This window comes from Frankiales bacterium (genome assembly GCA_016125335.1).
Lineage (GTDB): Bacteria > Actinomycetota > Actinomycetes > S36-B12 > CAIYMF01 > Longivirga.
Map to the genome: position 1 here is coordinate 1 of WGLY01000037.1, position 22,490 is coordinate 22,490.

Genomic DNA, 22,490 nt, shown 5'->3' on the forward strand with positions numbered 1-22,490 from the left:
GGCTGCACCACCCGCGCGACCTCGCGCCTGGAGATGGACCACGCCGTCCCGTTCCCCGACGGCCCGTCCTCGGCCGCCAACTGCGGCGGCCTGTGCCGGCGCCACCACCAGCTCAAGACCGCCCACCTGGCCGACCTCACCAACTCCACCGCCGACGGCTCCGCCACCTGGACCACCGCCTGGGGCCAGACCGTCACCCTCACCCCCCGCCCCTACCTCCCCGACCCCGCCGACATCCACCCGCCCCCGCGCCCGAACCCGGCGCGCGAGCTCGAACCCGAGGACCCCGACCCGCCCGACGAGGCGCCTCCCTTCTGATTCCCGGCTCGGCCTGCCGCGTGTCGAACGGCTCATCGATCCTGAGCCTTGATCAGGAACAGGGAGGGCGCGCCCCTACGGCGTGGCGCGCAGGTTCCGGATCTGCGGGTCGAGCAGGCCGAGGCATGCCGCCGCCCCGAGCCCGGCGCACAGCCACAGGGCCCCCTGCAGCCCCAGCCAGGTCGCGAGCGGTCCGGCGAGAGCGAGGGCGACCGGGGTGAGCGCCAGCGAGCCGAACCAGTCGTAGGAGGACACGCGCGACAGGGACTCGTGCGGCACGTGCTGCTGCAGCGACGTGGTCCACATGATCTCGAAGACGTCGACGCCGACCCCGCACACGAACGACACCGCCACCAGGACCGGGAGCGAGGTCGGCACCGCCATGGCGACCAGCGGTGCCGCGATCACCACCTGGGCGAGCATCCCCACCAGCAGCGGGTGCTGGGGCTTGAGGCGCATGGCCACGACGACACCGACGAGCGTGCCGAGCGAGAACGAGACCAGCACCGCCGCCCAGCTCGACGCGCCCTCGAACGCCTCCAAGGACAGCACGGGACCGAGGACCCCGATGGCTGCGGTGAAGCCGAAGTTCGACAGGGCGAACAGCAGAACGATGAGCCACACCCAGCGCCGCGAGGTGAACTCGCGCCAGCCGTGGAGCAGGTCGCCGAGCATCGAGGTGCGGGCCTGTGCGGGCTCGCCGGTGCGCACCCCGGCGCGCACCAGGCTCAGCAGCACCGCCGACACGGCGTAGGTGGCCGCATCGACGACGAGGCCCCAGCCGGGTCCCACGACGGCGACGAGGACGCCCCCCGTGGCCGTGCCGAGGATGCCGGCGATGCTGGTCGACAGGCGCATCAGCGCGTTGGCCGACTGCAGGTCCTCGCCGGTGGCGAGGTGGGGGACCAGACCGGTGCTGGTCGGGTAGTAGACCGACGCCGCCGATCCGCCGACGAACGCGAGCACGGCGAGCGCGGGCACCGTCGCGTGCCCGCTGATGAACAGCAGGCCGGCGACGAGGTGGGCCGCCCCCGCTGTGGCCTCGGCGCCCGCCATCAGGCGTGCCCTGCTGCGGACGCGGTCCGCGATCACCCCGCCGAGCAGCAGGAACACGACTCGCGGCAGGGCGGCGCACAGCAGCACCACCCCGAGCGAGCCGGCGTCGCCACCGGACAGCGCGAGGACGCCGAACGCGAGCGCGATCGGCGCGATGCCGGTGCCGAAGTCCGAGACCAGGCGCGAGACCAGCACCAGGCCGAGGTCGCGACGGCGCAGCAGCCGGAGGTCGTCGCGCCACGCCCGTCTGGCCGGCCGGGACGCAGCCTCCCCGTCCGCCCCGGTCACGTCGTCACCCTGCCACGCCGTGGTCCCGAGCCGCCGCAGGGATTCGCCGCGGCCGGACGGACCCTCGGCGTGCAGGACCTGCGTGCGGCATCATCGCGACGAGTCGGACAGGCACGGGCCGCGCCGCGCACCGGCCCGGCGGCGGGTGCGGGCGACGTGGGAGGAACCGTGGGCGAGTACTCGGTGCGGGCGCTGGAGCCGGGGACGTGGGACGCGTTCGCGCGGATGGTGGAGCGGCACAACGGCGTGTTCGGCGGGTGCTGGTGCACGTGGTTCCACACCATGAGCTCGGAGAAGGAGCGCAGCTACGACGCCAACCGCGCGCTCAAGTGCCGCCTGGTCGACGAGGGCCGCGCCCACGCGGCGCTGGTGATGCACGAGGGCGAGGTGGTCGCCTGGTGCCAGTTCGGGTCGCCCGAGGAGCTGCCGAACATCTACCACCGCAAGCAGTACGAGCAGGAGCTCGACGTCCTCCCGGACTACCGGATCACCTGCATCTTCGTCGACAAGGCCCACCGGCGGCGGGGGCTGTCGATCCTCGCCCTGCGGGGCGCGCTCGACCTGATCGCCGACGCCGGCGGCGGCCTGGTCGAGGGGTATCCGCACGACGCGGGCGGGAAGCGGAAGTCGGTGCTCTACGACGGGACCCGGGAGCTGTTCGAGCGGGCCGGCTTCGAGTACGTCCGCAGCAAGGGCAGCGGCAACTGCGTGATGCGCCGCTCCGTGGAGCCGGTCGCGGCGCCCTGACCGCCGGGGGAGCCGGGACAGCCGCGGGACGCGGCCGGGTCAGCGGCGGCCCAGTGCAGCAGTCACGGCGGTCACCGAGTTGGCCCGGTGCGCGTGCTGCGCCGCGACGGCGGCCTCGGCGTCGCCGGAGCGCAGCGCGGCGAGCAGCGCGCGGTGCTCGTGCCGCACCCGCCGGCGGTTGGTGACGCCGGCGAAGTAGACGCTGCGGTAGACGTCGGTGGCGTCCCACAGCTGGCGCAGCGTGCGCGAGAGCCGCGGCATCGCCGCCGCGTCGAACAGCAGGAAGTGGAACTGGCGGTTGGCGACCGTCATGGCCCCGAGGTCGCCGGCGCTGCCCGCGGCGTCGACGTCGGCGGCCGCGGCGGCCAGCGCCGCGAGGTCGGTCGAGGTCAGGCGCGGCACCGCGACGCGGATGGCCTCGGCCTCGAGCAGCTCGCGCAGGCGGTAGACCTCCACGAGGTCGTCCACCGACAGCTCGCTCGCGACGTAGCCGCGGCGTGGGAGGTAGCGCACCGAGCCCTCGCCCTCGAGCACCTTGAGCGCCTCGCGCAGCGGCACCCGGGAGACGCCGAGCTGCTCGGCGAGCGCCTCCTGCCGCACGGGGGACCCGGGCGCGATCTCCCCGGTGACCAGCATGCGGCGCACGGCGTCGAGCACCGCCTCGGTCGTGGTGGGCGGGCGCACGGAGGCGGTGCTCACCCGTGCTCCCCGAGCGCGGGGGGCGGCAGCCGGTAGGCCGCCGGCGTCCCGGACAGGCGCAGCGGGTTGGCCACCTGGGCCACCTCGCTGCCGGGCACCCGCACCACGGGGTCGAGGCCGAGCGACTCCGCGAGCGCGAACGCCTCGCGCAGGTCGTTCACCGGCCCGCACGGCACGCCGGCCGCCGTGAGACGCGCCTGCCAGTGGTCGGCGCCACGGGTGCGCAGCACCTCCTCGAGGGCGGCGCGCACCTCGTCGCGGTGGGCGACGCGCTCGGGGTTCGTCGCGTAGCGCGGGTCGTCGGCCAGCGGCGCCACGCCCAGCACCTCGGCCAGGGCGCGGAACTGGCGGTCGTTGCCCACTGCCAGCACGAGCGGCCGGTCGGCCGTGGCGTAGACGGCGTAGGGCGTGATCGAGGGGTGGTCGTTGCCGAGGATCCCCGGCACCACGCCGCCCGCGGCGTAGGCCGAGGACTGGTTGACCATGGCGGAGAGCAGCGACGAGAGCAGGTTGACCTCGACGTGCTGCCCGCGACCCGTGCCGACGCGGTGGTGCAGCGCGGCGAGGATGCCGTAGACCGCGTGCAGCCCGGTGACGACGTCGACGAGTGCCACGCCCACCTTCGTCGGCTCGCCCGGCGCCGGCCCGGTCACCGACATGAGGCCGCCCATCGCCTGCACGAGCAGGTCGTAGCCGGGCAGGTCGCGACCGGCCCCGGAGCCGAAGCCGCTGACCGAGCACAGCACGAGGCCGGGGTTGTCCCGGGCGAGGTCGTCGTAGCCGAGGCCGAGGCGCTCGAGGGTGCCGGGCTTGAAGTTCTCGACCATCACGTCGGCCCGCAGGGCGAGGTCGCGCGCCCGCGCCAGTCCCTCGGCGGTGCCGAGGTCGATCGCCACCGAGCGCTTGTTGCGGTTGACGCCGGTGAAGTACGTCGCCGTGCCGTCCGCGGCGTACGGCGGCCCCCAGTGACGGGTGTCGTCGCCCGCGCCGGGGCGCTCGACCTTCACGACGTCGGCGCCGAGGTCGCCGAGCAGCATCGTGGCGTACGGACCGGCGAGCACCCGGGAGAAGTCGGCGACGAGCAGGTCGGACAGCGCGCCCGCGCCGGCGGTGCCCGTCATCAGCGGTAGGCGGCGATGCCCGTGAGCGCCTCGCCCACCACGAGCGTGTGCATCTCGTTGGTGCCCTCGTAGGTGAACACCGACTCGAGGTTGTTCATGTGCCGGATCACCGGGTACTCGAGCGTGATCCCGTTGCCGCCGAGGATCGACCGGCACTCACGCGCGATGGCCAGCGACTCGCGCGCGTTGTTGAGCTTCCCCACGCTCACCTGCTCAGGGCGGAGGGTGTGCGCGTCCTTGAGCCGGCCGAGGTGCAGGGCGAGCAGGAACCCCTTGTCGAGCTCGAGCGCCATGTCGGCCAGCTTCTTCTGGGTCAGCTGGAACCCGGCGATCGGCTTGTCGAACTGCTCGCGGTCGATCGCGTAGGAGATCGCCGTCTCGAGGCAGTCGCGGGCGGCGCCGAGCGTGCCGAACACGATCCCGAACCGCGCCTCGGACAGGCACGAGAGCGGGCCGCGCAGGCCGCGGACGCCGGGGAGCACGGCGTCGGCGGGCAGGCGCACGCCCTCGAGCACGAGCTCGGCCGTCACCGACGCCCGCAGCGAGAGCTTCTTGTGGATCTCCCGGGCGCTGAACCCCGGCGTCGACGTGGGCACCACGAACCCGCGGATCCCGTCGTCGGTGCGGGCCCACACCACCGCGACGTCGGCGACGGTGCCGTTGGTGATCCACATCTTGGTGCCGTCGAGCACCCAGTCGTCGCCGTCGCGCTTGGCGTAGGTGCGCATGCCGCCGGGGTTCGAGCCGAAGTCGGGCTCGGTGAGCCCGAAGCAGCCGATCGCCTCGCCGGTGGCCATGCGGGGCAGCCACTCCTGGCGCTGCTCCTCGGAGCCGAACGCGTGGATCGCGTACATGGCCAGCGACCCCTGCACGCTCACCAGCGAGCGGATGCCGGAGTCGCCCGCCTCGAGCTCGAGGCAGGCCAGGCCGTAGGACACCGCGTTCGTGCCGGCGCAGCCGTAGCCCTCGAGGTGCATCCCGAGCAGCCCCATGCCGCCCATCTCGCGGGCCAGCTCGCGCGCGGGGATCGACCCCGCCTCGAACCAGTCGCCCACCTCGGGGCGGATGCGGTCCTCGACGTACTGGCGCACCACGTCGCGGATCGCGCGCTCCTCGTCGTCGAGCAGGCCGTCGAGGTCGAGCAGGGCGAAGGGGGACTGCGGTGCGGGCGTCATGGCGGCTCCTCGGCTGGGTGTGCGCCCGAGGCTAGGCATATTGGATCCAATATTCAAGCCTCGGGCGCGCGCCCGTGGCTCAGCTGCCGACGCACACGTAGGTGAACGACACCGGGGCCTCGCCGCTGAGCGCCGTGACGCGGAACTCCGCACCGCTGGTGTAGCTGACCTGCACGGGGTTGAGCGCGTCCGAGGACGACACGGCGCAGAAGTACGACGACGCGCCGGTGAACGCCGCCGCGCCGGACAGCGGGACGTACGAGATGCCGGAGGGGACGCCCGTGCCCCCGGAGCCCGTGACGACGTGCTGGTCGGTGCGCAGCGTGCCCGCCGGGGCGTAGACCGGCCCCGCGGCGCCCGCCGGACCGGCCGGCCCCGCCTCGCCCGTCGCGCCGGTGGGCCCGGCCGGTCCCGACGGCCCGGTCGGCCCGGTGGCTCCGGTCTCGCCCGGCGCTCCCTGCGGACCCGCGGGTCCGGTGGGCCCGGTCGCGCCCGCCGGCCCGGCCGGTCCGGTCGGTCCGGTCGCACCTTCGGGCCCGGCGGCGCGGGTGACGGCGTACTTCGTCGCCCCGGCCGGGCAGGCGGTGAACGACCACGCGAGCGAGAGCGCGCGGCTGCCCGGGGCGGCGCACACGAACAGGGTGCCGAGCGGGTGGGCGGTGCTCGCGGCGGTGGCCGCCTCGCCGCGGGAGGCCGCGAGCGCGGGCGCGGCGAGCGCGCCGGCGGCGAGCAGCACCAGGACGCCGGCCGCGAGGCCGCGGGAGCGGGGGAGGGCGGGGCGGCGGGGGCCCGCGCCGGGGTCGGCGGGCTCGGTCCCGGGCTGCCGCAGGGGGTGGACGTGCATGACGGATCCCTCTCTGCGCCCCGCCGACGACGGTAGGGGCCGCGTCCGAGCCCGTGCGCGGCGAGTGACCGGAGGACGACGGGAAGTGACCGAACGGCCGACCCCGACGGCGCGACGGCGCGCGTCGCACGGTCCGCGCGGCACCGGCGGTAGCGTGCGCCGCATGGGCGGCGCGGACTCCGTGACGAGCGGTGCCGGCCTCGCCTCCGCCCGGCCCGGCCCGTCCGCCACGGACCCCGACCGGGACCCGGACACGCCCGGCGACCGGCGCCGGCCGGGGCGGCGCGCCGCCGCGCTCGTGCTGGCCGTGGTGCTGCTCGCGGTGGTCGGCGTCCTGGGCTGGACCTGGGCGTCCTCGCGCGGCGACGGCCCGGCGGCGCCGTCGTCGTCCGGGCCGGTGCTGCTCACCCACGACGGGCTCGCCGGCGTCGTCGCCTCCTCCGGCCACGCGGTCTACTGGGCCGGGCCGCGCGGCCTCGCGCGGTGGGAGGTCACCGTCGACGGCACCGACGTCTACGTGCGCTACCTGCCCGAGGGCGAGCGGCCCGGGTCGCGCACGCCCTACCTCACGATCGGCACGTACGAGAACGCCGACGCCTACGCCGTGGTGCAGGCGGCCGCCAAGGCCGCGGGGGCGCAGTCGCAGAGGCTCGCCGGCGGCGCGCTCGTGGTGGCCCCGGCGGCCACCCCGGACTCGGTGTTCTTCGCCTTCCCCGGCACGCCCCTGCTGATGGAGGTGTTCGACCCCACGCCGGGGCGGGCGCTCGCGCTCGTGCGCTCCGGCGACGTGCAGCCGCTGGCCTAGCCGGCCTGGTGGCCGGCGTCGGTCAGTGCCCGCCGAGGAACGGCGCGAACAGCTCGGCCCGCCGCGACGGCTTGCCCGTGCGCTCCTCGGCGCCGTCGGCCGAGCCCATGACCCGCAGGCCCAGGTTGACGCCGAGCCAGCGCAGCGGCTCGGGCTCCCACGCGGGCGAGCGGTGGTTGACCCACGGCAGCCGCGTGATGTCGCTGCGCTCGCCGCGCACGAGGTCGGCGAGGGTGCGCCCGGCGAGGTTGCTCGAGGCCACGCCGTCGCCGACGTAGCCGCCGGCCCAGCCGATCCCCGTGGTCTCGTCGAGGCCCACGGACGGGAACCAGTCGCGCGGGATGCCCAGCGGGCCGCCCCACGTGTGGGTCACGGCGTGGCCCTCGACGGCGGGGAACAGGTCGCGCAGCACGCGCCAGAGCTCGGCGAACACCGCCGGCTCGCGGTCGAACTCGGGCCGGATGCGCGAGCGCAGGTGGTAGGGCGCGCCGCGGCCGCCGAACACCAGGCGGTCGTCGGCGGTGCGCTGCCCGTAGATGATGAGGTGGCGGTGGTCGGCGAAGGTCTCCCCGTGGCGCAGCCCCACCTCGTCCCAGAACGACGCGGGCAGCGGCTCGGTGGCCAGCACGAGGGAGTACACCGGCGCGACGTCGCGGCGCGATCCCGGCAGCTGCGACGACCACGCCTCGGTGGCCCGCACGACGCGCGCGGCCACGACGTCCCCGCGCGTGGTGCGCACCACCCCGGGCTCGATCGACGTCACCCGGGTGCCCTCGTGGACGACGACGCCGAGCCGCTCCACCGCGAGGGCCAAGCCACGGACGAGCCGGGCCGGGTGGATCGAGGCGCAGTCGGGCGTGTAGGTGGCGCCCAGGACGTCGGTCGCGCCCAGCCGCGCCCGGGCCGCGTCGGCGTCGAGCAGGTCGAGCCGCTCGGGCCCGAACCCCCACGAGCGCTGCTCGGCCACCTCGGTGCGGGCCCGCTCGAGCTGCACGGGGGTGCGGGCCAGCACGACGGTGCCGCCCTTGCGGAAGTGGCAGTCGATGCCCTCGGCCGCGGTCGCGCGGCCCACCTCGTCGACGGTGTCCACCATGGCCCGGTCCAGCGCCACGGCCGCCTCGCGGGACGACGCGGCGGCCACCTTGGCCAGGCTCGTCGGGAACAGGGCCGAGGCCCAGCCCCCGTTGCGCCCGCTCGCGCCGAACCCCGCGGTCTCCGCCTCGAGCACGACGACCTTCAGCGACGGGTCGGCCTTCGCCAGGTAGTACGCCGTCCACAGGCCGGTGAACCCCGCGCCCACGATCGCGACGTCGGCGACCATGGGGCCCGGCAATGCCGGCCGCGGCGGCCCGGCGAGCTCGTCGGGCAGCGAGTCCCACCAGAACGACAGGCCGCGGTAGCCCGCTGCGCGCGCGCTCACCGCCGCCACTCCCGCACGTAGGCGGGCACCGGGAACGCCGCGCCGCGCTCGTCGGGCTCGGGCTCCCCGAACACCTCGCGCAGCGGGACGACGCCGGCCCACACCGGCCGGTCGACGTCCTCCTCGGCGTCGTCCGGCGGCCCGGCGCTCACCTTCACGCTGGCCTCGTCGAGCGGAAGGGCGAGCACCAGCGTGGCCACCCGCTCCTTGCGCGACGGCGGCCGGATGTCGTCCCAGCGGCCCGGCAGGAGGTGGTCGGAGATGAGGCGCAGTGCCGCGTCCTTCTCGGCGTCCTCCAGCACCGTGGCGGTGCCGAGCACCATGGCGCCGCGGTAGTGCATGGAGCTCTCGAACGCCGACCTCGCGAGCACCAGGCCGTCGAGCAGCGTGACCGTGAGGCACGTGGGCGCGCCCTCGGCCAGGGAGCGGAACAGCCGGGATCCCGTGCTGCCGTGGAAGAGCACGCGCTCGCCGTCGCGGGCGTAGGCCACCGGCACCACGAACGGCTGGCCGTCGTCGACGACGGCGACGTGCGCGACCAGGCCGGCGTCGAGCACGTCGTGCAGCGCCTGCCGGTCGGTGCGGGCCTTCTCCGGCAGCCGGCGTACGCGCGTGCGCTCGCTCGACCCGAGCGGCGGCGGCGTGGGGGTGCTCATGGCGTGGTCCCTCGGGTCGTGGCGTGGGCCTGCGGGTGGTGCGGTGTGCGAGAAGGGGCCCGCCGTCCTGGCGGACGCGGACCCCTTCCGGCGGGTGCTAGAGGATCCGCATGCCCTCGGTGAGCACCGAGCGCAGGATCTGCTCGATCTCGTCGAACTGCGGCTGCTCGAGGATCAGCGGCGGCGCGAGCTGGATCACCGGGTCGCCGCGGTCGTCGGCGCGGCAGTACAGCCCGGCGTCGAAGAGCGCCTTGGACAGGAACCCGCGCAGCAGCCGCTCGGACTCCTCCTCGTCGAAGGTCTCCTTGGTCGCCTTGTCCTTCACCAGCTCGATGCCGTAGAAGTACCCGGCCCCGCGGACGTCGCCGACGATGTCGAGGTCGAGCAGGCGCTCGAGGGTGGCGCGGAAGGCGTCCTCGTTGTCGCGCACGTGCTGGTTGAGGCCGTCGCGCTCGAACAGGTCGAGGTTGGCCAGCGCCACCGCTGCGGACACCGGGTGGCCGCCGAAGGTGTAGCCGTGCGGGAAGTAGGTCGTCCCGTGCCGGAACGGCTCGAACAGCCGGTCGCTGACGATCATCGCGCCGATGGGCGCGTAGCCGGAGGTCATGCCCTTGGCCGTCGTGATGATGTCCGGCGTGACGCCGAAGCGCGACATGGCGAACATCTCGCCGATGCGGCCGAAGGCGCAGATGGTCTCGTCCGCCACGAGCAGCACGTCGTAGCGGTCGCAGATCTCGCGGACGCGCTCGAGGTAGCCGGGCGGCGGCGGGAAGCAGCCGCCGGAGTTCTGCACGGGCTCGAGGAAGACGGCGGCGACGGTCTCCGGGCCCTCGAACTCGATCGCCTCGGCGATGCGGTCGGCGGCCCAGCGGCCGAAGGCCTCGATGTCGTCGGCGTGCTGCTCGGCGCGGTAGAAGTTCGTGTTGGGCACGCGGAAGGCGCCGGGCACCAGGGGCTCGAAGTACTTCTTGGCGTCCGGGATGCCGGTGATCGACAGGGCGCCCTGCGGCGTGCCGTGGTAGGCCACGGAACGGCTGATCACCTTGTGCTTCATGGGCTTGCCGGTGAGCTTGAAGTACTGCTTGGCCAGCTTCCAGGCGGACTCGACCGCCTCGCCGCCGCCGGTGGTGAAGAACACGCGGTTGAGGTCGCCGGGGGTGTAGTGCGTGAGCCGCTCGGCGAGCTCGATCGCCTTCGGGTGCGCGTAGGACCACAGCGGGAAGAAGGCGAGCTCCTGCATCTGCTTGGCCGCGGCCTCGGCCAGCTCGGCGCGGCCGTGGCCGGCCTGCACGGTGAACAGGCCGGCGAGGCCGTCGAGGTAGCGGCGGCCCTGGTCGTCCCACACGTAGGCGCCCTCGCCGCGCACGATCACGGGGACGTGGCCGCCGTTCTCGTAGACGGAGTGCCGCGTGAAGTGCATCCAGAGGTGGTCGCGCGCCCGGTCTGCCAGGGCGTCGGCGCCGGACTCGGTGACGTACTGCGGTGTGCTGGTCATCTGGTACCCCAGGTGTAGATCTGCTTGCGGAGCTTCAGGTAGACGAAGGTCTCCGTGTGGCGCACGCCGGGGATGGCCCGGATGCGGCGGTTGACCACCTCGAGGAGGTGGTCGTCGTCCTCGCACACGACTTCGGCGAGGATGTCGTGCCCGCCCGCGGTGATGACGAGGTAGTCCACCTCGGTCATCGCCGCCATGGCGTCGGCGACGGCCTCGACGTCGCCCTCGACCCGGACGCCGATCATCGCCGCGCGGGGGAACCCGACCTGCAACGGGTCGGTGACGGCCACGATCTGCATGACGCCGGACTCGATGAGCCGCTGGACGCGCTGGCGCACCGCCGCCTCGGACAGGCCCACGGCCTTGCCGATGGCGGCATAGGGTCGTCGACCGTCCTCCTGGAGCTGGTCGATGATCGCCTTGCTCACGTCGTCGAGGCCGACATGAGCCATCCGTTCGCGGGTCACCACGCCCAGCATCGTGAATCATCCGGACACCTGCTGGCAAGTGATTCCGTGGTGAACGTGTCGTTTCGTTGCGGATTCTGTCGTGCCGGGTGCTTCGGTCTATCGATAACCGAACCTCGGGGGCTAAGGTGAGGGAGCGTGCCAGCCCGCTGCGCGGACCCGCCGGGCGAGCACCACCCCGTGGCACTCGACATCGAGAGGAACACCCCCATGGCCGACTACGCCGTCGTGAACCCCGCGACCGGCTCCGTGCTCAAGGAGTACCCGACGATCGGCGACGCCGATCTCGACAGCGCCGTGGCCCGGGCGCACGCCGCCCGTGGCCCGTGGGGCCGCGACACCACCGTCGCCGAGCGCGCCGCCCTGATCCGGCGGGTGGGCCAGCTGCACGAGGAGCGCAAGCAGGAGCTCGGCGAGATCATCTCCCGCGAGATGGGCAAGCCCGTCGCGCAGGGCGTGGGCGAGGTCGAGTTCAGCGCGGCGATCTACGAGTACTACGCCGACAACGCCGAGAAGTTCCTGGCCGACGAGCCGATCGAGCTGCTCGCGGGCGAGGGCACCGCGGTCATCCGCCGCAGCCCCGTGGGCGTCCTGCTCGGGATCATGCCGTGGAACTTCCCCTACTACCAGGTCGCCCGCTTCGCCGGCCCGAACCTGATCATCGGCAACACCGTGCTGCTCAAGCACGCGCCGCAGTGCCCGGAGTCGGCGGCGGCGATCGAGCAGATCTTCCGCGACGCCGGCGTGCACGCCGACGCCTACATCAACATCTACGCGACCAACGACCAGGTCTCGAACCTCATCGCCGACCCGCGCGTCCAGGGCATCTCGCTCACGGGCTCCGGCCGTGCCGGCGCCGCCGTCGCCGAGCAGGCCGGCCGCCACCTCAAGAAGGTCGTGCTCGAGCTCGGCGGCAGCGACCCGTTCCTCGTGCTGGCCACCGACGACATGGACTCCGTCGTCGAGGCCGCGGTCACCGCGCGCATGGACAACGCCGGGCAGGCCTGCAACGCCGGCAAGCGCTTCATCGTGGTCGACGGCCTCTACGACGAGTTCGTCGCCAAGTTCACCGCCGCGGTGACGGGCATGCAGTACGGCGACCCGTCCGCCGAGGACACGGCCTACGGCCCGCTGTCCTCCGCCCTCGCGGCCGACCGGCTCGAGCAGCAGGTCGCGCAGGCGGTCGCCGACGGCGCCGAGCTCGTGGGCGGCGAGCGCGAGGGCAACTTCGTGCGCGGCGGCGTCCTCACCCAGGTGCAGCCCGGCAACTCCGCCTACGGGCAGGAGCTGTTCGGCCCGATCGCGCAGGTCTACAAGGCCGCCGACGAGGCGGACGCCATCCGCATCGCGAACGACACCGAGTACGGCCTGGGCAGCTACGTGTTCACCAACGACGCCGAGCAGGCGACCCGCGTGGCCGACCAGATCGAGGCCGGCATGGTGTTCGTCAACTGCGTCGCGGCCGACGGCGTCGAGCTGCCCTTCGGCGGCGTGAAGGCCTCCGGCTTCGGCCGCGAGCTCGGCCGCTACGGCATGGAGGAGTTCGTCAACAAGAAGCTCATCCGGATCAACGCCTGAGCGACCCGGCCGGCACGGCTGCCGGCCCCGACCCGACGCGACGCGGGCCAGCACCCTTCCCGGTGCCGGCCCGCGTGCGTGTGCAGGGGGTCAGACGCTCACGGAGTAGACCGGCTGCGTCGTCGGCTGCGGCGAGCCGCCGTCCGGCTCGACCGTGACCCCCACGGCGCCGGCCGACCCGAGGTCGCCCGCGAGCAGGGTCGCGGTGTGCTCGCCCGCGGGCACGAAGCCGGCGGGCGACGCGGCACCGGAGTCGGTGATGAACCAGATCTGGTAGGTGCGCCCCGCGGGTGCCGGCGGCAGGCCGTCGGTGACCAGCACGGCGCGGCCCTGCGAGGCCGAGGACACCACTGCGGCTCGGCCGCCCGTGGCCACCGGTGCGCTCACGGTCGTGGCGTCCGGGGCGGTGAGCACCGCGGTCACGTCGGCGGCGGCCGCCGTCACCGAGCCCAGCTGGCGGTCGAGGCTCACCGCGCGCCAGGTGGCGCCCACGGACAGGACCGCGAGCAGCGCGGCCGCGACCTGGAGCCACCGGCCGGGGCGCCGCTGCGCGCGGCGCAGGGGGACGGGCGCGTCGCCCGGCCCGGCGTCGTCGGCCGGCTCGGCCGGGCTGCCGGCCTCGCGAGGACCCTCGACGGCGGTCGTGTCCTCGGGAGCACCGGCCTCCACCACGGGCGGCAGCGGCCGCACGTCGCGGATCCCGCTGAGCACCGCGGCCCGCAGGCTGTCGGGCGGCGCGGTGGCCGCGTCCTGGGCGAGCGCCGCGGTGGCGGCGCGGAACGAGGAGACCTCGTCGCGGCAGGACGCGCACGAGCGCAGGTGGTCCTCGAACGCGGCGCGCTCGTCAGGGTCGAGCGCGTCGAGCGCGTAGGCGCCGGACAGCGCGTGGATGTCCGGGGAGTCGCCGGTCATGCCTCCACCCCCAGGGTGTCGCGCAGGCGGATCAAGCCGTCGCGCATGCGGGTCTTGACGGTCCCGAGCGGCACGTCGAGCAGCTCGGAGACCTCGCGGTGCGTGTAGCCCCCGTAGTAGGCGAGGGTCAGCGCCTCGCGCTGCACCTCGGTCAGGGTGGTCAGGGCGCGGCGCACCCGCGCCGCCTCCAGTGTCGTCTCCGCGACGCTCGCGACCACGTCGTACTCCGGTCCCTCGCCCAGGGCGGCGAACCGGGTGTCGCGCTCGCGCGCCGACTGGGCGGACCGCACCCGGTCGACGGCCCGACGGTGCACGATCGTGAGCATCCAGGCGAGCGGGCCGCCGCGGGCCGGCTGGTAGCGGGCGGCCTGGCGCCAGATCTCGAGGTAGGCCTCCTGGGCCACCTCCTCGGCCTGCGCCGGGTCGCGCACCACACGGCGTGCGACGCCGTAGACGCGGGAGCTCGTGCGGTCGTACAGCTCGGCGAAGGCCGCCTCGTCGCCGCGGCTGGAGCGGGTGAGCAGCGAGGTGAGCAGCGCTGCCTCGTCCTCCCCCGGCGCGGGGCCGGGGGAGGACGAGGCGGGTGTGGGACGCATCGGCATCAGCGTGTCAGAGGTCGGCCGGTCACTTCGGCAGCAGCACGCCGTCGATGAGGTACACGGTCGCGTTCGCCGTCTGGACGTTGCCGCACACGACCTTCGCCGAGCCGTTGACGGTGAAGCTGTCACCCGAGCCCGTGACGTCGAGCGTCGCGCCCTCGAGGGTCTTGTGCATCCCGTCGAGCTGCGACGGCGAGAGGCGGCCGGGGACGACGTGGTAGGTCAGCACCGTGGTGAGCAGGCCCTTCGGGTCGCCGAGCGCCTTGTCGAGCGTGGCCTTGGGCAGCTTGCCGAAGGCGTCGTTGACCGGGGCGAACACGGTGATGCCGTCCGCGCTGTTGAGGGAGTCGACCAGGCCGGCCTTCGACACCGCCGAGACGAGCGTCGAGAGCACCGGGTTGTGCGACGCCGCGGTCGCGACGGGGTCGACCGCCATGCCGTCGAAGCTTCCGGGGCCGGAGGCCGGCACCGCCGAGCAGGCCGACCCGAACACCGCGTCGGCGGCCGACGGCGCCGCGGACGACGTCGCGGGCGCGGGGGAGGACGACGCCGGCATCGGCGTGCTCGCGGCCGGCGTCGAGGCCGTGGTGGTGCTGGCCGACGAGCCGCAGGCGGCGAGGGTGAGGGGGAAGGCGACGGCGGCGGTGGCGATCGCCGCCCGGCGACGCAGGACGGTGCGGGTCATGAGCTGCTCCCTGTGGGGGTCTCGGGGACGCGCTGGGCGCCCGGTCCGCCCGGGTGGGCGGACACCCCTCGTTCGGAGCCGCGGCCGGTCCGGATGGGTCGGATCGGGCCGGGATCGCCGTGCGGCGCGCGTCGGCTCAGCCGGCGAGCATCTTCTGGACCGCCTGGCGCGACACGCCGAGCTCACGGGCGAGGTCGGCCTGGCTGTGCCCGCGGGCCGTGAGGGTCTCGAGCAGGCGCCGCCGCTCGGCGTGCAGCCGCTGCGCCTCGGCGTGGTGGCGCAGCGCCTCCGCGCGCACCTCCACCAGCCTGCGCAGCAGCTCGTCGTCGGAGAGTCGAGGTGTCATGCGCTCACGGTGTCAACCAGGGTTGTCATCTGTCAACCCTGGTTGTCGATCGGCGGCGTCAGGGGGAGAGCGGCGCGGCCAGGACGTCGTCCAGGCTCGTGCAGGGGACGCCGGGATACCGGTCGCGCACGTCGGTGAGCCCGGCCGGGCGGTCGCCGGCGTCCATCGCCAGGGCGGTGCCCAGGACGCGGCCCAGGCTGGGCACGATCCGGCCGGCGCTGCCCGCGACCACGCGGATCACCGCGGGGGGCACGGTGCGCGGCGCGGCGCTGCGGCCGGCCGAGCGCTGCACCGCTGCGGCCAGCTCGAGCAGGGTGAGGTTCTCCGGGCCCGTCACCGGCAGGGTGCGCCCCCGCGCGTCCGGGTCCGACACCACCGCGTCGACCAGGGCCGCGACGTCGAGCACGGAGACGAAGTTCACCCGCGAGCGGCCGCGCCCGAGCACCACGGGACGGCCGCCGCGCCGGGCCGACGTGGCGAGCAGGTCGATCCACATCTCGAGGTAGGCGGTCGGGGCCACGACCGTCGCGGGCACGCCGCTGGCGCGCAGGTGCGCCTCCGCGGCGTGCTTCATGCGGAAGAGCTCCACCGGGCTGTCCGGCGCCGCCCCGAGCACCGAGACCAGGACGACGTCGGCGCCCACCTGCGCGGCGGCGTCGACGAGGTGGCGGTTGCCGTCACGGTCGACCGCCCGGGGGCCGCCGGGGGAGGTGAGGCCGTGGACCGCGGACACCACCACCTGGGCGCCGTCGAGGCCGCGCCTCACCGCGGTGGCGTCCCGCACGTCGGCCGCGACCAGCTCGACGCCGTCGTCGAGGCCGGAGACCCGTCGCGGGTCGCGGGTGAGCACGCGGACCCGCTCGCCGCGGGCGGCCAGCCGGCCGACGAGCAGCCGGCCCAGCCGGCCCGTGCCGCCGGCCACGACGATCACGGTGCGGCCCGCCCCGCGACCGTCGTGCGCACGACCTCGTCGATGCCCGGGCCGCCCGCCACCACCGGCTCGAGGTAGAAGCGGGCCCATGTCGCACGGGTGTCCGGCACGCCGAGCACCAGGACGCCGCGCATGAGGTGCGGCGAGCCGTCCGGGCGCGTGCCGCGGTGCTCCATCTCCGCCCACACGGTGTCGCCGTCGACGGCGCTGCGGATCACCTCCGCGTGCACGTCGGGCACGGCGGCGAAGATCTGGGTCCAGTTGCGCCGCACCTGGTCCGCGCCGGTGAAGCCCCGCTCCGGGTGCACCGGGGTCTCGTTGACGTAGTCGGGCGCGAAGCAGTCCACCAGCGCGTCGAGGTCGTGGGCGTTGGTCGCCGCGGTCAGCCGCTCGAGCAGCGCCGCGGGGCGCGGGTCCGTGGTCATGGTCGGGATCCCCTCCAGTCGTGTGTTACTGTTCGCTGTATCGGATACAGCACTATGGAACAGAAGGAGGACGCCGTCAACCCCCCGCAGGAGAAGGCGTCGCCGGGCCCCCGCCGCTACGACTCCCGGGGCCGGCGCGCGCAGGCCGAGCGGACTCGGGCGCGCATCGTGGAGGTGGCGCGCGAGCGCTTCCTGCGCGACGGCTACGCGACCACCACCGTGGCCGCGATCGCCGGCGACGCGCAGGTGTCGGTCGAGACCGTCTACAAGGCGTTCGGCGGCAAGCCGGGGCTGGTGCGCGCGATCGTGGCGGCCGGGCTGGAGGGCGCCGGGCCGGTGCCGGCCGAGCGGCGCTCCGACCACCTCACCGCCACCGAGGCCGACCCGCGCCGGATCATCCACGGCTGGACCAGGCTGGCGATGGAGGTGGCGCCGCGCGTGGCCCCCGTCGAGCTGCTGGTGCGCGACGCCGGCGTCGGCGACCCGCAGATGGCGGACCTGTACGAGGAGATCGAGCAGGCCCGCCTGGACCGCATGACCGACAACGCGCGGCGCTTCGCCGAGGGCGGCCACCTGCGCCCGGGCCTGACCGTGGACGACGCGGCCACCGTCATGTGGACCTACACCGCACCGGTGCTCTACGAGCTGCTGGTGCTGCGGCGCGGCCTGACCGTCGAGCAGTACGCCGACTTCACCGAGTCGGCCCTGGTGTCGGCGCTGCTGGCCCCCTGACGCGCCGGAGCTCAGGAGACGGTGACGACGATCTCGTGCCAGCCCTGGGCTCCGCTGGGGAAGGGCGTGAGCCGGGCCTGCGGCTGCGTCGTCCCGGTGGCGTCGGTGGCCCGGGCCCGCAGGGTGTGGCGCCCGGGGGTGGCGTCCCACGCGATCGCCCACTGCCGCCACGTGTCGTCGCTGGGCACCGCGCCGAGCCGGGCCGGCCGCCAGTCGCCGTCGTCCACCTGCACCTCGACGCCGTCGATGCCGCGGTGCTGGGCCCAGCACACGCCCGCGACGGCCACGCGCCCGGCGGGCACCGTCGACAGCGGCCGCGGCACGTCGATCCTCGCCATCGTGCGCACCGGGGCGTCGGTGGCCCAGCCGCGCTTGGTCCAGTACGCCTGGTCCGCGGCGTACGTGGTGGCGGTGAGCCCGGTGAGCCACTTCGTCGCCGAGACGAACCCGTAGAGGCCCGGCACGACCAGGCGGGCGGGGAACCCGTGCTCGGCGGGCAGCGGCTCGCCGTTCATACCGACGGCGACGATGGCGTCGCGTCCGTCGGTGGCGGCAGCCATGGGGGTGCTCGCGGTGAAGCCGTCCGAGGAGCGGGAGAGCAGCATGTCCGAGCCGGGGCGCACGCCGGCGCGGGAGAGCAGGTCGGTGAGCCGGACGCCGAGCCAGCGCGCGTTGCCGGCGTACGGGCCGCCCACCTCGTTGGACACGCACGTGAGCGTGAGGTCGCGCTCGATCATGGGCATCGCGAGGAGCTCGTCGAACGAGATCGTGAAGGGCCGCTCGACCATCCCGTCGACCTCGAGGCTCCAGCTGCCGGGGTCCAGCGTCGGCACCACGAGGGCCGTGTCCACCCGGTAGAAGTCCGCATTGGGCACGCGGAACGGCGTGACGCCCGGGACTCCGACGTCCACGCCCGCGGGCAGGGGCCGCTCGGGGTCGACGGGAGCGGGCAGGCGCACCGCCGCCCGCGCGGCACCGACGTCGGACCGGCGGCGGCCGACGACCTCGCCCAGGCCGCCCACGAGGAGCGCGGCGCCGGCCAGTCCCAGCACCCCGGCGAGCACGGAGCGCCGCCCCGGGGTGGGCGCGTCGCCCACGCCGCTGGGGTCGTCGCGCAGGGGCGTGCGCCTCGGCCGGGTGAGCCAGGCCAGCGACGCAGCGGCGATCGCGGCCCCGGCCAGCGACGGCAGGGTGTCGGCCGGGCTCGCGCCGGGACGGCTCAGCGCGGCCACCGCCGGCACCGCGCCGAGCGCTGCCGCGAGGACGACGGCGGTGCGACGTCGCCATGTCGCCAGCAGGCCCACCAGCGCGGCCGCGGCCAGGAGCAGCACCGAGATGGTGGCGAGCAGCACCGTCTTGTCGGCGGTGCCGAACGTGGCGACGGCGAACTCCTTGAGCCACGTCGGCGTCAGGTCGATGAACGCCGCCCCCACCGCCACGAGCGGCGAGCTCGCCGGACGGGTGAGGGCCGCGAGCAGGTGGGCCGCCGCGACACCCGCCCCCACGGCGGCCACCCCCGCCCCCGCGGCCGCCCACCGCGACAGCGCCGGCAGCGGTCCGGTGGGCACGACGGCACTGGGTTCGGTGCGGGTCCAGGTCCTCATGACCCGGGTTCGGAGCCGGCGGCCCGGCGGATGGGGAGGAGCCCGCGGGAGGTGGACGTCCCGGAGGCGTCAGCGCCGGAGCGAGTCGAGGCCGAGCAGGGCGACGTGCAGCGACAGGCAGGACTCCACGGAGTCGAGGTCGACCGAGAGCACCCGCTCGATGCGGTGCAGCCGCTCGTAGAACGACGGCCGGGACAGGTGCGCGGCGTCCGCGGCCGCGGACTTGTTGCGCCCCGCGGCGAGGTACACGCGCAGCACGCCCACGAGGTCGCTGCCGTGCTGCGCGTCGTGCGCGAGCAGCGGACCGAGCTCGCGCTCGACGAAGGCCTGGAGCCGGTCGTCGTCGCGCAGCAGGTGCAGCAGCCCGCGCAGCCGGACGTCGGGCAGCCGGTAGTACGCGGGCGCCGCCCCCGGGCCGCCCGAGGGCGCGGCGTCGGCCACCTGCGCCGCCTCGAGGAACGCCCGCCGCACGTCGCGCACGTGGGCCACCACGGAGCCCACCGCCATCACGCGCCCGTCGTCGGGGACGCCGGCGCCCGCCGCGCGCTTGGTGAGCGCCGCGGAGAGCCGGCTCAGCGTGCGGTCGACGTCCTCGCGCGGGGGCAGGCTCAGCAGCACGCCCACCGTCGCGTCGTCGACGGCGCCGACCAGCGCCGGCACCCGGGTGTCGCGCACGGCCGCCGACACCGTCTCGGTGAAGTCGCGCAGCCGCTCCTGGGCGGCCAGCGCCGGCCCCTCGTGGCCTCCGGCCAGCCGCACCAGGACGCACACCAGCGCGCGCCCCTCGAGCGGCACCCCCAGCGCGGCGGAGCGCGCCGCGGTGTCGGTCAGCGCCATCGACCCGGAGATGACGCCGGTGAGCAGGGTGCGGTGGGTCTGCCGCTCGAGGCTCTCCCGGTCGCGCTCGACGAGCCGCGAGAGGGCCACGGTGGCCGCGCCGCGCTCGAGCAGCATCGAGTCGCGCACGGACGGGGCGACGTCGGTCACGAGCACCAGGCGGCCCCAGTCCTGCCCGCGCGCGCCCACCGCCGTGTGCAGCCAGTCGGTCGCCTCGTCGTAGGCCGTGCGCTCGGCGGCGCGCACCGCGCGGCTGCGGTCCTCCCAGCCGTCGAGCACGGAGGAGAGGTCCCGGCCCGCGGCGTCGACCGCGAGCACCTGGTGGGCCAGGTTCTCCAGCACCACGGGACGTCCGGCCATCCGGGCCACCTGGCGGACCACCTCCGTGGGCGGCGCCCCCTCGACCGCGAGGCCGGTGAACGCGGCGTGCACCTCGTCCGAGGCGCGCAGCTCGGCGAGCTGCGCGTCCACGATGCGCGCGTGCACCGCCTCGGTGATCGCCGCGAACCGCGACTCGCGGGTCAGCTCCACGAGCACCAGGCCGCGACGCTCCGCGGCCCGGACCATCGAGTCGGGGAGCCGGTCGAAGCGCCGGCCGGTCTCCACCATCACGCCGGTGACGCCCGCGTTCGCCAGCCCCTCCACCCAGTCGGCGAGGCCGGCGTCGTCCTCGGGCAGCAGCACCCCGGTCGTGAGCAGCAGCTCGCCGCCGTGCAGGAGCCGGGCGACGTCGGCGACCTCCGCGGCGTGGGTCCACCGGACCGTGCGCTCGAGGGCCGCGGCGCCCGCGCGCACCACCGGCCCGGCGTCGTGCACGACGGGGAGCAGCAGGATCTCCGACACCGAGGGGTAGATGTCGTCGCGCCGGTCGGGGGAGGCCACGGCGGAGCAGGCTAGCGCCGGGGCCGACAGGCCGTCAGGCATCGGCCCGCTCGCCTGCCAGGCTGTCGGTTGCCTGCGCCGGTGCCGCGACCGAGGGTGGGGCCACGCCGGGCGCTCCCCGGCGTCCGCGCGATACCGCGGAATCGGCCCGGCTGTGCAACGGGAAGCGCAGCCTTGCGTTACAAATCTGATGCAATTCGTCGTCAACGCTGCCGACGGCCACGGAATCCCTTGTCCTGGGCCGGGGAGCGTGCGAGGATCCCCCCGGTTTGGGCGGACGCCGCGGTCCGGGGGCTCGCGGAAGGCAGGAGGAGAGCCGGTGACGGAGCAGGGTCATCAGTACGTCGACGGGCGCCTGCGCACCGGGAGCTCCGGCGAGACGCACGACGTGCTGAACCCGGCGGACGGCAGCGTCGTCGCCGTCGCCGACCTCGCCGGCCCGGCCGACGTCGACCTCGCCGTCGCCGCCGCCACCCGCGCGCAGGCCGAGTGGGCCCGCGCGACCCCGGGGGAGCGCGCCACCGCGCTCAACGCCCTGGCCGCCGCGATGGCGGAGCGGGCCGAGGAGTACGCCCAGGTCGAGACCGCGCAGGCGGGCAAGCCCATCAAGCTCTCGCGCGAGTTCGACGTCCCCGGCTCGATCGACAACGTCTCGTTCTACGCCGGCGCCGCGCGCAACCTCGAGGGCCGCGCGGCCGCGGAGTACGACGGCGCGCACACCTCGATGGTGCGGCGCGAGCCGGTCGGCGTGGTGGGCTCGATCGCGCCGTGGAACTACCCGCTCCAGATGGCCGTGTGGAAGGCGCTTCCCGCGATCGCCGCCGGCAACGCCATCGTGCTCAAGCCCGCCGAGCTCACCCCGCTCACCTCGCTCATGCTCGCCGAGGACTGCACGCGCGCCGGGATCCCCGACGGCGTCGTCAACGTCCTCACCGGCGCCGGGCGCGTGGTCGGCGAGGCGCTGGTGAGCCACCCCGGCGTGCGGATGGTGTCCTTCACCGGGTCGACCCCGGTCGGCACCCGCGTGATGGAGCTCGCCTCGCGCACGGCCAAGCGCGTCCACCTCGAGCTCGGCGGCAAGGCCCCGTTCGTGGTGTTCGACGACGCCGACCTCCAGGCCGCCGTCGAGGGCGCCGTCGCGGGCGCCCTGATCAACACCGGCCAGGACTGCACCGCCGCCACCCGCGCCTACGTGCAGCGGCCCCTCTACGACGCGTTCGTCCAGGGCGTGGCCGACCTCATGGCCACCGTGCGCCTCGGCGACCCGACCGACCCCTCGACCGACCAGGGCCCGCTGGTGTCGACCCGCCAGCGCGACTCGGTCGCCGGCTACGTCGACCGGGCCCGCGGCTACGGCGCCAAGGTGGTCGTCGGCGGCCGCGCCCCCGGCGGTGCGCTGGCCTCGGGCGCCTACTACGAGCCCACCCTGGTCGTCGACGTCGCCCAGGACTCCGAGATCGTGCAGGAGGAGCTGTTCGGGCCGGTCCTCGTCGTGCTGCCGTTCGACGGCGACGACGAGGGGATCGCGCTGGCGAACGACACGCCCTACGGGCTGGCGGCGTCGGCGTGGTCGCGCGACGTGGTGCGCTCGATGCGGGCGAGCCGCGAGATCCAGGCCGGCTGCGTGTGGATCAACGACCACATCCCGATCATCAGCGAGATGCCCCACGGCGGCTACAAGGCCTCCGGGTTCGGCAAGGACATGAGCCAGTACTCCTTCGACGAGTACACCCAGGTCAAGCACGTCTCCATCGACACCACCGGCGAGGTGCGCAAGGACTGGCACCGAACGATTTTCGGAGATCGAACGTCATAGTCAGGTAGCACGACCACCGTCCCGTCCGCAGCACCACCAGAACGAGGAGTCC

General features: G+C 74.9%; 22 protein-coding genes. 5 read left to right on the forward strand and 17 right to left on the reverse strand.

What is annotated here, in order from left to right; all coding sequences use genetic code 11:
- Positions 1-393 precede the first annotated feature (393 nt).
- Positions 394-1,737 (reverse strand): MFS transporter, encoded by a 1,344-nt coding sequence (locus GC157_17460; protein ID MBI1379244.1) that lies wholly within the window; start codon positions 1,735-1,737, stop codon positions 394-396.
- 93 nt (positions 1,738-1,830) lie between these two features.
- Between GC157_17460 and GC157_17465 the strand changes: the two genes are divergently transcribed.
- A complete protein-coding gene (locus GC157_17465; protein ID MBI1379245.1) occupies positions 1,831-2,409 on the forward strand; it encodes a GNAT family N-acetyltransferase in 579 nt (192 codons plus the stop codon).
- 39 nt (positions 2,410-2,448) lie between these two features.
- Here the strand turns inward: GC157_17465 and GC157_17470 are convergent, their stop codons facing one another.
- The 4 genes from GC157_17470 to GC157_17485 all read right to left on the reverse strand — a co-directional run bounded on the left by GC157_17470 (position 2,449) and on the right by GC157_17485 (position 6,248).
- Positions 2,449-3,108: an FCD domain-containing protein gene (locus tag GC157_17470; GenBank protein ID MBI1379246.1), complete on the reverse strand. Its 660-nt coding sequence runs from the start codon at positions 3,106-3,108 to the stop codon at positions 2,449-2,451.
- Positions 3,105-4,229: a CoA transferase gene (locus tag GC157_17475; GenBank protein MBI1379247.1), complete on the reverse strand. Its 1,125-nt coding sequence runs from the start codon at positions 4,227-4,229 to the stop codon at positions 3,105-3,107. Before GC157_17475 ends, GC157_17470 begins: the two co-directional genes overlap by 4 nt.
- Entirely contained in the window at positions 4,229-5,404 is a 1,176-nt protein-coding gene (locus GC157_17480; protein MBI1379248.1) for an acyl-CoA dehydrogenase, read from the reverse strand. The genes GC157_17475 and GC157_17480 overlap by 1 nt, the downstream gene beginning before the upstream one ends.
- A gap of 79 nt (positions 5,405-5,483) precedes the next feature.
- Positions 5,484-6,248 (reverse strand): hypothetical protein, encoded by a 765-nt coding sequence (locus GC157_17485; GenBank protein ID MBI1379249.1) that lies wholly within the window; start codon positions 6,246-6,248, stop codon positions 5,484-5,486.
- 163 nt (positions 6,249-6,411) lie between these two features.
- Here GC157_17485 and GC157_17490 point away from each other — a divergent pair, with 163 nt between their 5' ends.
- Positions 6,412-7,053, forward strand: coding sequence for a hypothetical protein (locus GC157_17490; GenBank protein ID MBI1379250.1), 642 nt, complete (start codon positions 6,412-6,414; stop codon positions 7,051-7,053).
- A gap of 22 nt (positions 7,054-7,075) precedes the next feature.
- Here the strand turns inward: GC157_17490 and GC157_17495 are convergent, their stop codons facing one another.
- The 4 genes from GC157_17495 to GC157_17510 form a co-directional block, all read right to left on the reverse strand.
- Positions 7,076-8,374, reverse strand: coding sequence for an FAD-dependent oxidoreductase (locus GC157_17495; protein ID MBI1379251.1), 1,299 nt, complete (start codon positions 8,372-8,374; stop codon positions 7,076-7,078).
- A 95-nt stretch (positions 8,375-8,469) separates the two neighbouring features.
- Positions 8,470-9,129, reverse strand: a complete 660-nt coding sequence (locus GC157_17500) for a pyridoxamine 5'-phosphate oxidase family protein (GenBank protein ID MBI1379252.1) — start codon at positions 9,127-9,129, stop codon at positions 8,470-8,472.
- A gap of 97 nt (positions 9,130-9,226) precedes the next feature.
- Positions 9,227-10,624: an aspartate aminotransferase family protein gene (locus tag GC157_17505; GenBank protein ID MBI1379253.1), complete on the reverse strand. Its 1,398-nt coding sequence runs from the start codon at positions 10,622-10,624 to the stop codon at positions 9,227-9,229.
- Positions 10,621-11,103 carry an AsnC family transcriptional regulator gene (locus GC157_17510; protein MBI1379254.1) on the reverse strand — a complete coding sequence of 161 codons (483 nt, stop codon included), beginning with the start codon at positions 11,101-11,103 and terminating at the stop codon, positions 10,621-10,623. The genes GC157_17505 and GC157_17510 overlap by 4 nt, the downstream gene beginning before the upstream one ends.
- A gap of 198 nt (positions 11,104-11,301) precedes the next feature.
- Here GC157_17510 and GC157_17515 point away from each other — a divergent pair, with 198 nt between their 5' ends.
- Positions 11,302-12,669, forward strand: coding sequence for an aldehyde dehydrogenase family protein (locus GC157_17515; protein ID MBI1379255.1), 1,368 nt, complete (start codon positions 11,302-11,304; stop codon positions 12,667-12,669).
- A gap of 90 nt (positions 12,670-12,759) precedes the next feature.
- Here the strand turns inward: GC157_17515 and GC157_17520 are convergent, their stop codons facing one another.
- From GC157_17520 to GC157_17545, 6 genes are all read right to left on the reverse strand, one after another.
- A complete protein-coding gene (locus GC157_17520) occupies positions 12,760-13,581 on the reverse strand; it encodes an anti-sigma factor (protein ID MBI1379256.1) in 822 nt (273 codons plus the stop codon).
- Complete coding sequence (locus GC157_17525; protein ID MBI1379257.1) at positions 13,578-14,177, reverse strand: sigma-70 family RNA polymerase sigma factor; 600 nt, start codon at positions 14,175-14,177, stop codon at positions 13,578-13,580. Before GC157_17525 ends, GC157_17520 begins: the two co-directional genes overlap by 4 nt.
- A 28-nt stretch (positions 14,178-14,205) precedes the next feature.
- Positions 14,206-14,865 (reverse strand): fasciclin domain-containing protein, encoded by a 660-nt coding sequence (locus GC157_17530; protein ID MBI1379258.1) that lies wholly within the window; start codon positions 14,863-14,865, stop codon positions 14,206-14,208.
- Between the two features lie 136 nt (positions 14,866-15,001).
- On the reverse strand, positions 15,002-15,211 hold the full coding sequence (locus GC157_17535; GenBank protein MBI1379259.1) for a MarR family transcriptional regulator: 210 nt from the start codon (positions 15,209-15,211) through the stop codon (positions 15,002-15,004).
- A 58-nt stretch (positions 15,212-15,269) separates the two neighbouring features.
- Positions 15,270-16,232 (reverse strand): NAD(P)H-binding protein, encoded by a 963-nt coding sequence (locus GC157_17540; GenBank protein MBI1379260.1) that lies wholly within the window; start codon positions 16,230-16,232, stop codon positions 15,270-15,272.
- Positions 16,139-16,567, reverse strand: coding sequence for a DUF4440 domain-containing protein (locus GC157_17545; GenBank protein ID MBI1379261.1), 429 nt, complete (start codon positions 16,565-16,567; stop codon positions 16,139-16,141). Before GC157_17545 ends, GC157_17540 begins: the two co-directional genes overlap by 94 nt.
- A gap of 54 nt (positions 16,568-16,621) precedes the next feature.
- Here GC157_17545 and GC157_17550 point away from each other — a divergent pair, with 54 nt between their 5' ends.
- Positions 16,622-17,299, forward strand: a complete 678-nt coding sequence (locus tag GC157_17550) for a TetR family transcriptional regulator (GenBank protein MBI1379262.1) — start codon at positions 16,622-16,624, stop codon at positions 17,297-17,299.
- An 11-nt stretch (positions 17,300-17,310) separates the two neighbouring features.
- Here GC157_17550 and GC157_17555 read toward each other — a convergent pair whose 3' ends face one another.
- Positions 17,311-18,903, reverse strand: a complete 1,593-nt coding sequence (locus GC157_17555; protein MBI1379263.1) for a molybdopterin-dependent oxidoreductase — start codon at positions 18,901-18,903, stop codon at positions 17,311-17,313.
- A 69-nt stretch (positions 18,904-18,972) separates the two neighbouring features.
- A complete protein-coding gene (locus GC157_17560; GenBank protein MBI1379264.1) occupies positions 18,973-20,595 on the reverse strand; it encodes a PucR family transcriptional regulator in 1,623 nt (540 codons plus the stop codon).
- A gap of 217 nt (positions 20,596-20,812) precedes the next feature.
- On the opposite strand from GC157_17560, the gene GC157_17565 reads away from it, so the two are divergent.
- Entirely contained in the window at positions 20,813-22,438 is a 1,626-nt protein-coding gene (locus GC157_17565; protein ID MBI1379265.1) for an aldehyde dehydrogenase family protein, read from the forward strand.
- Positions 22,439-22,490 lie beyond the last annotated feature (52 nt).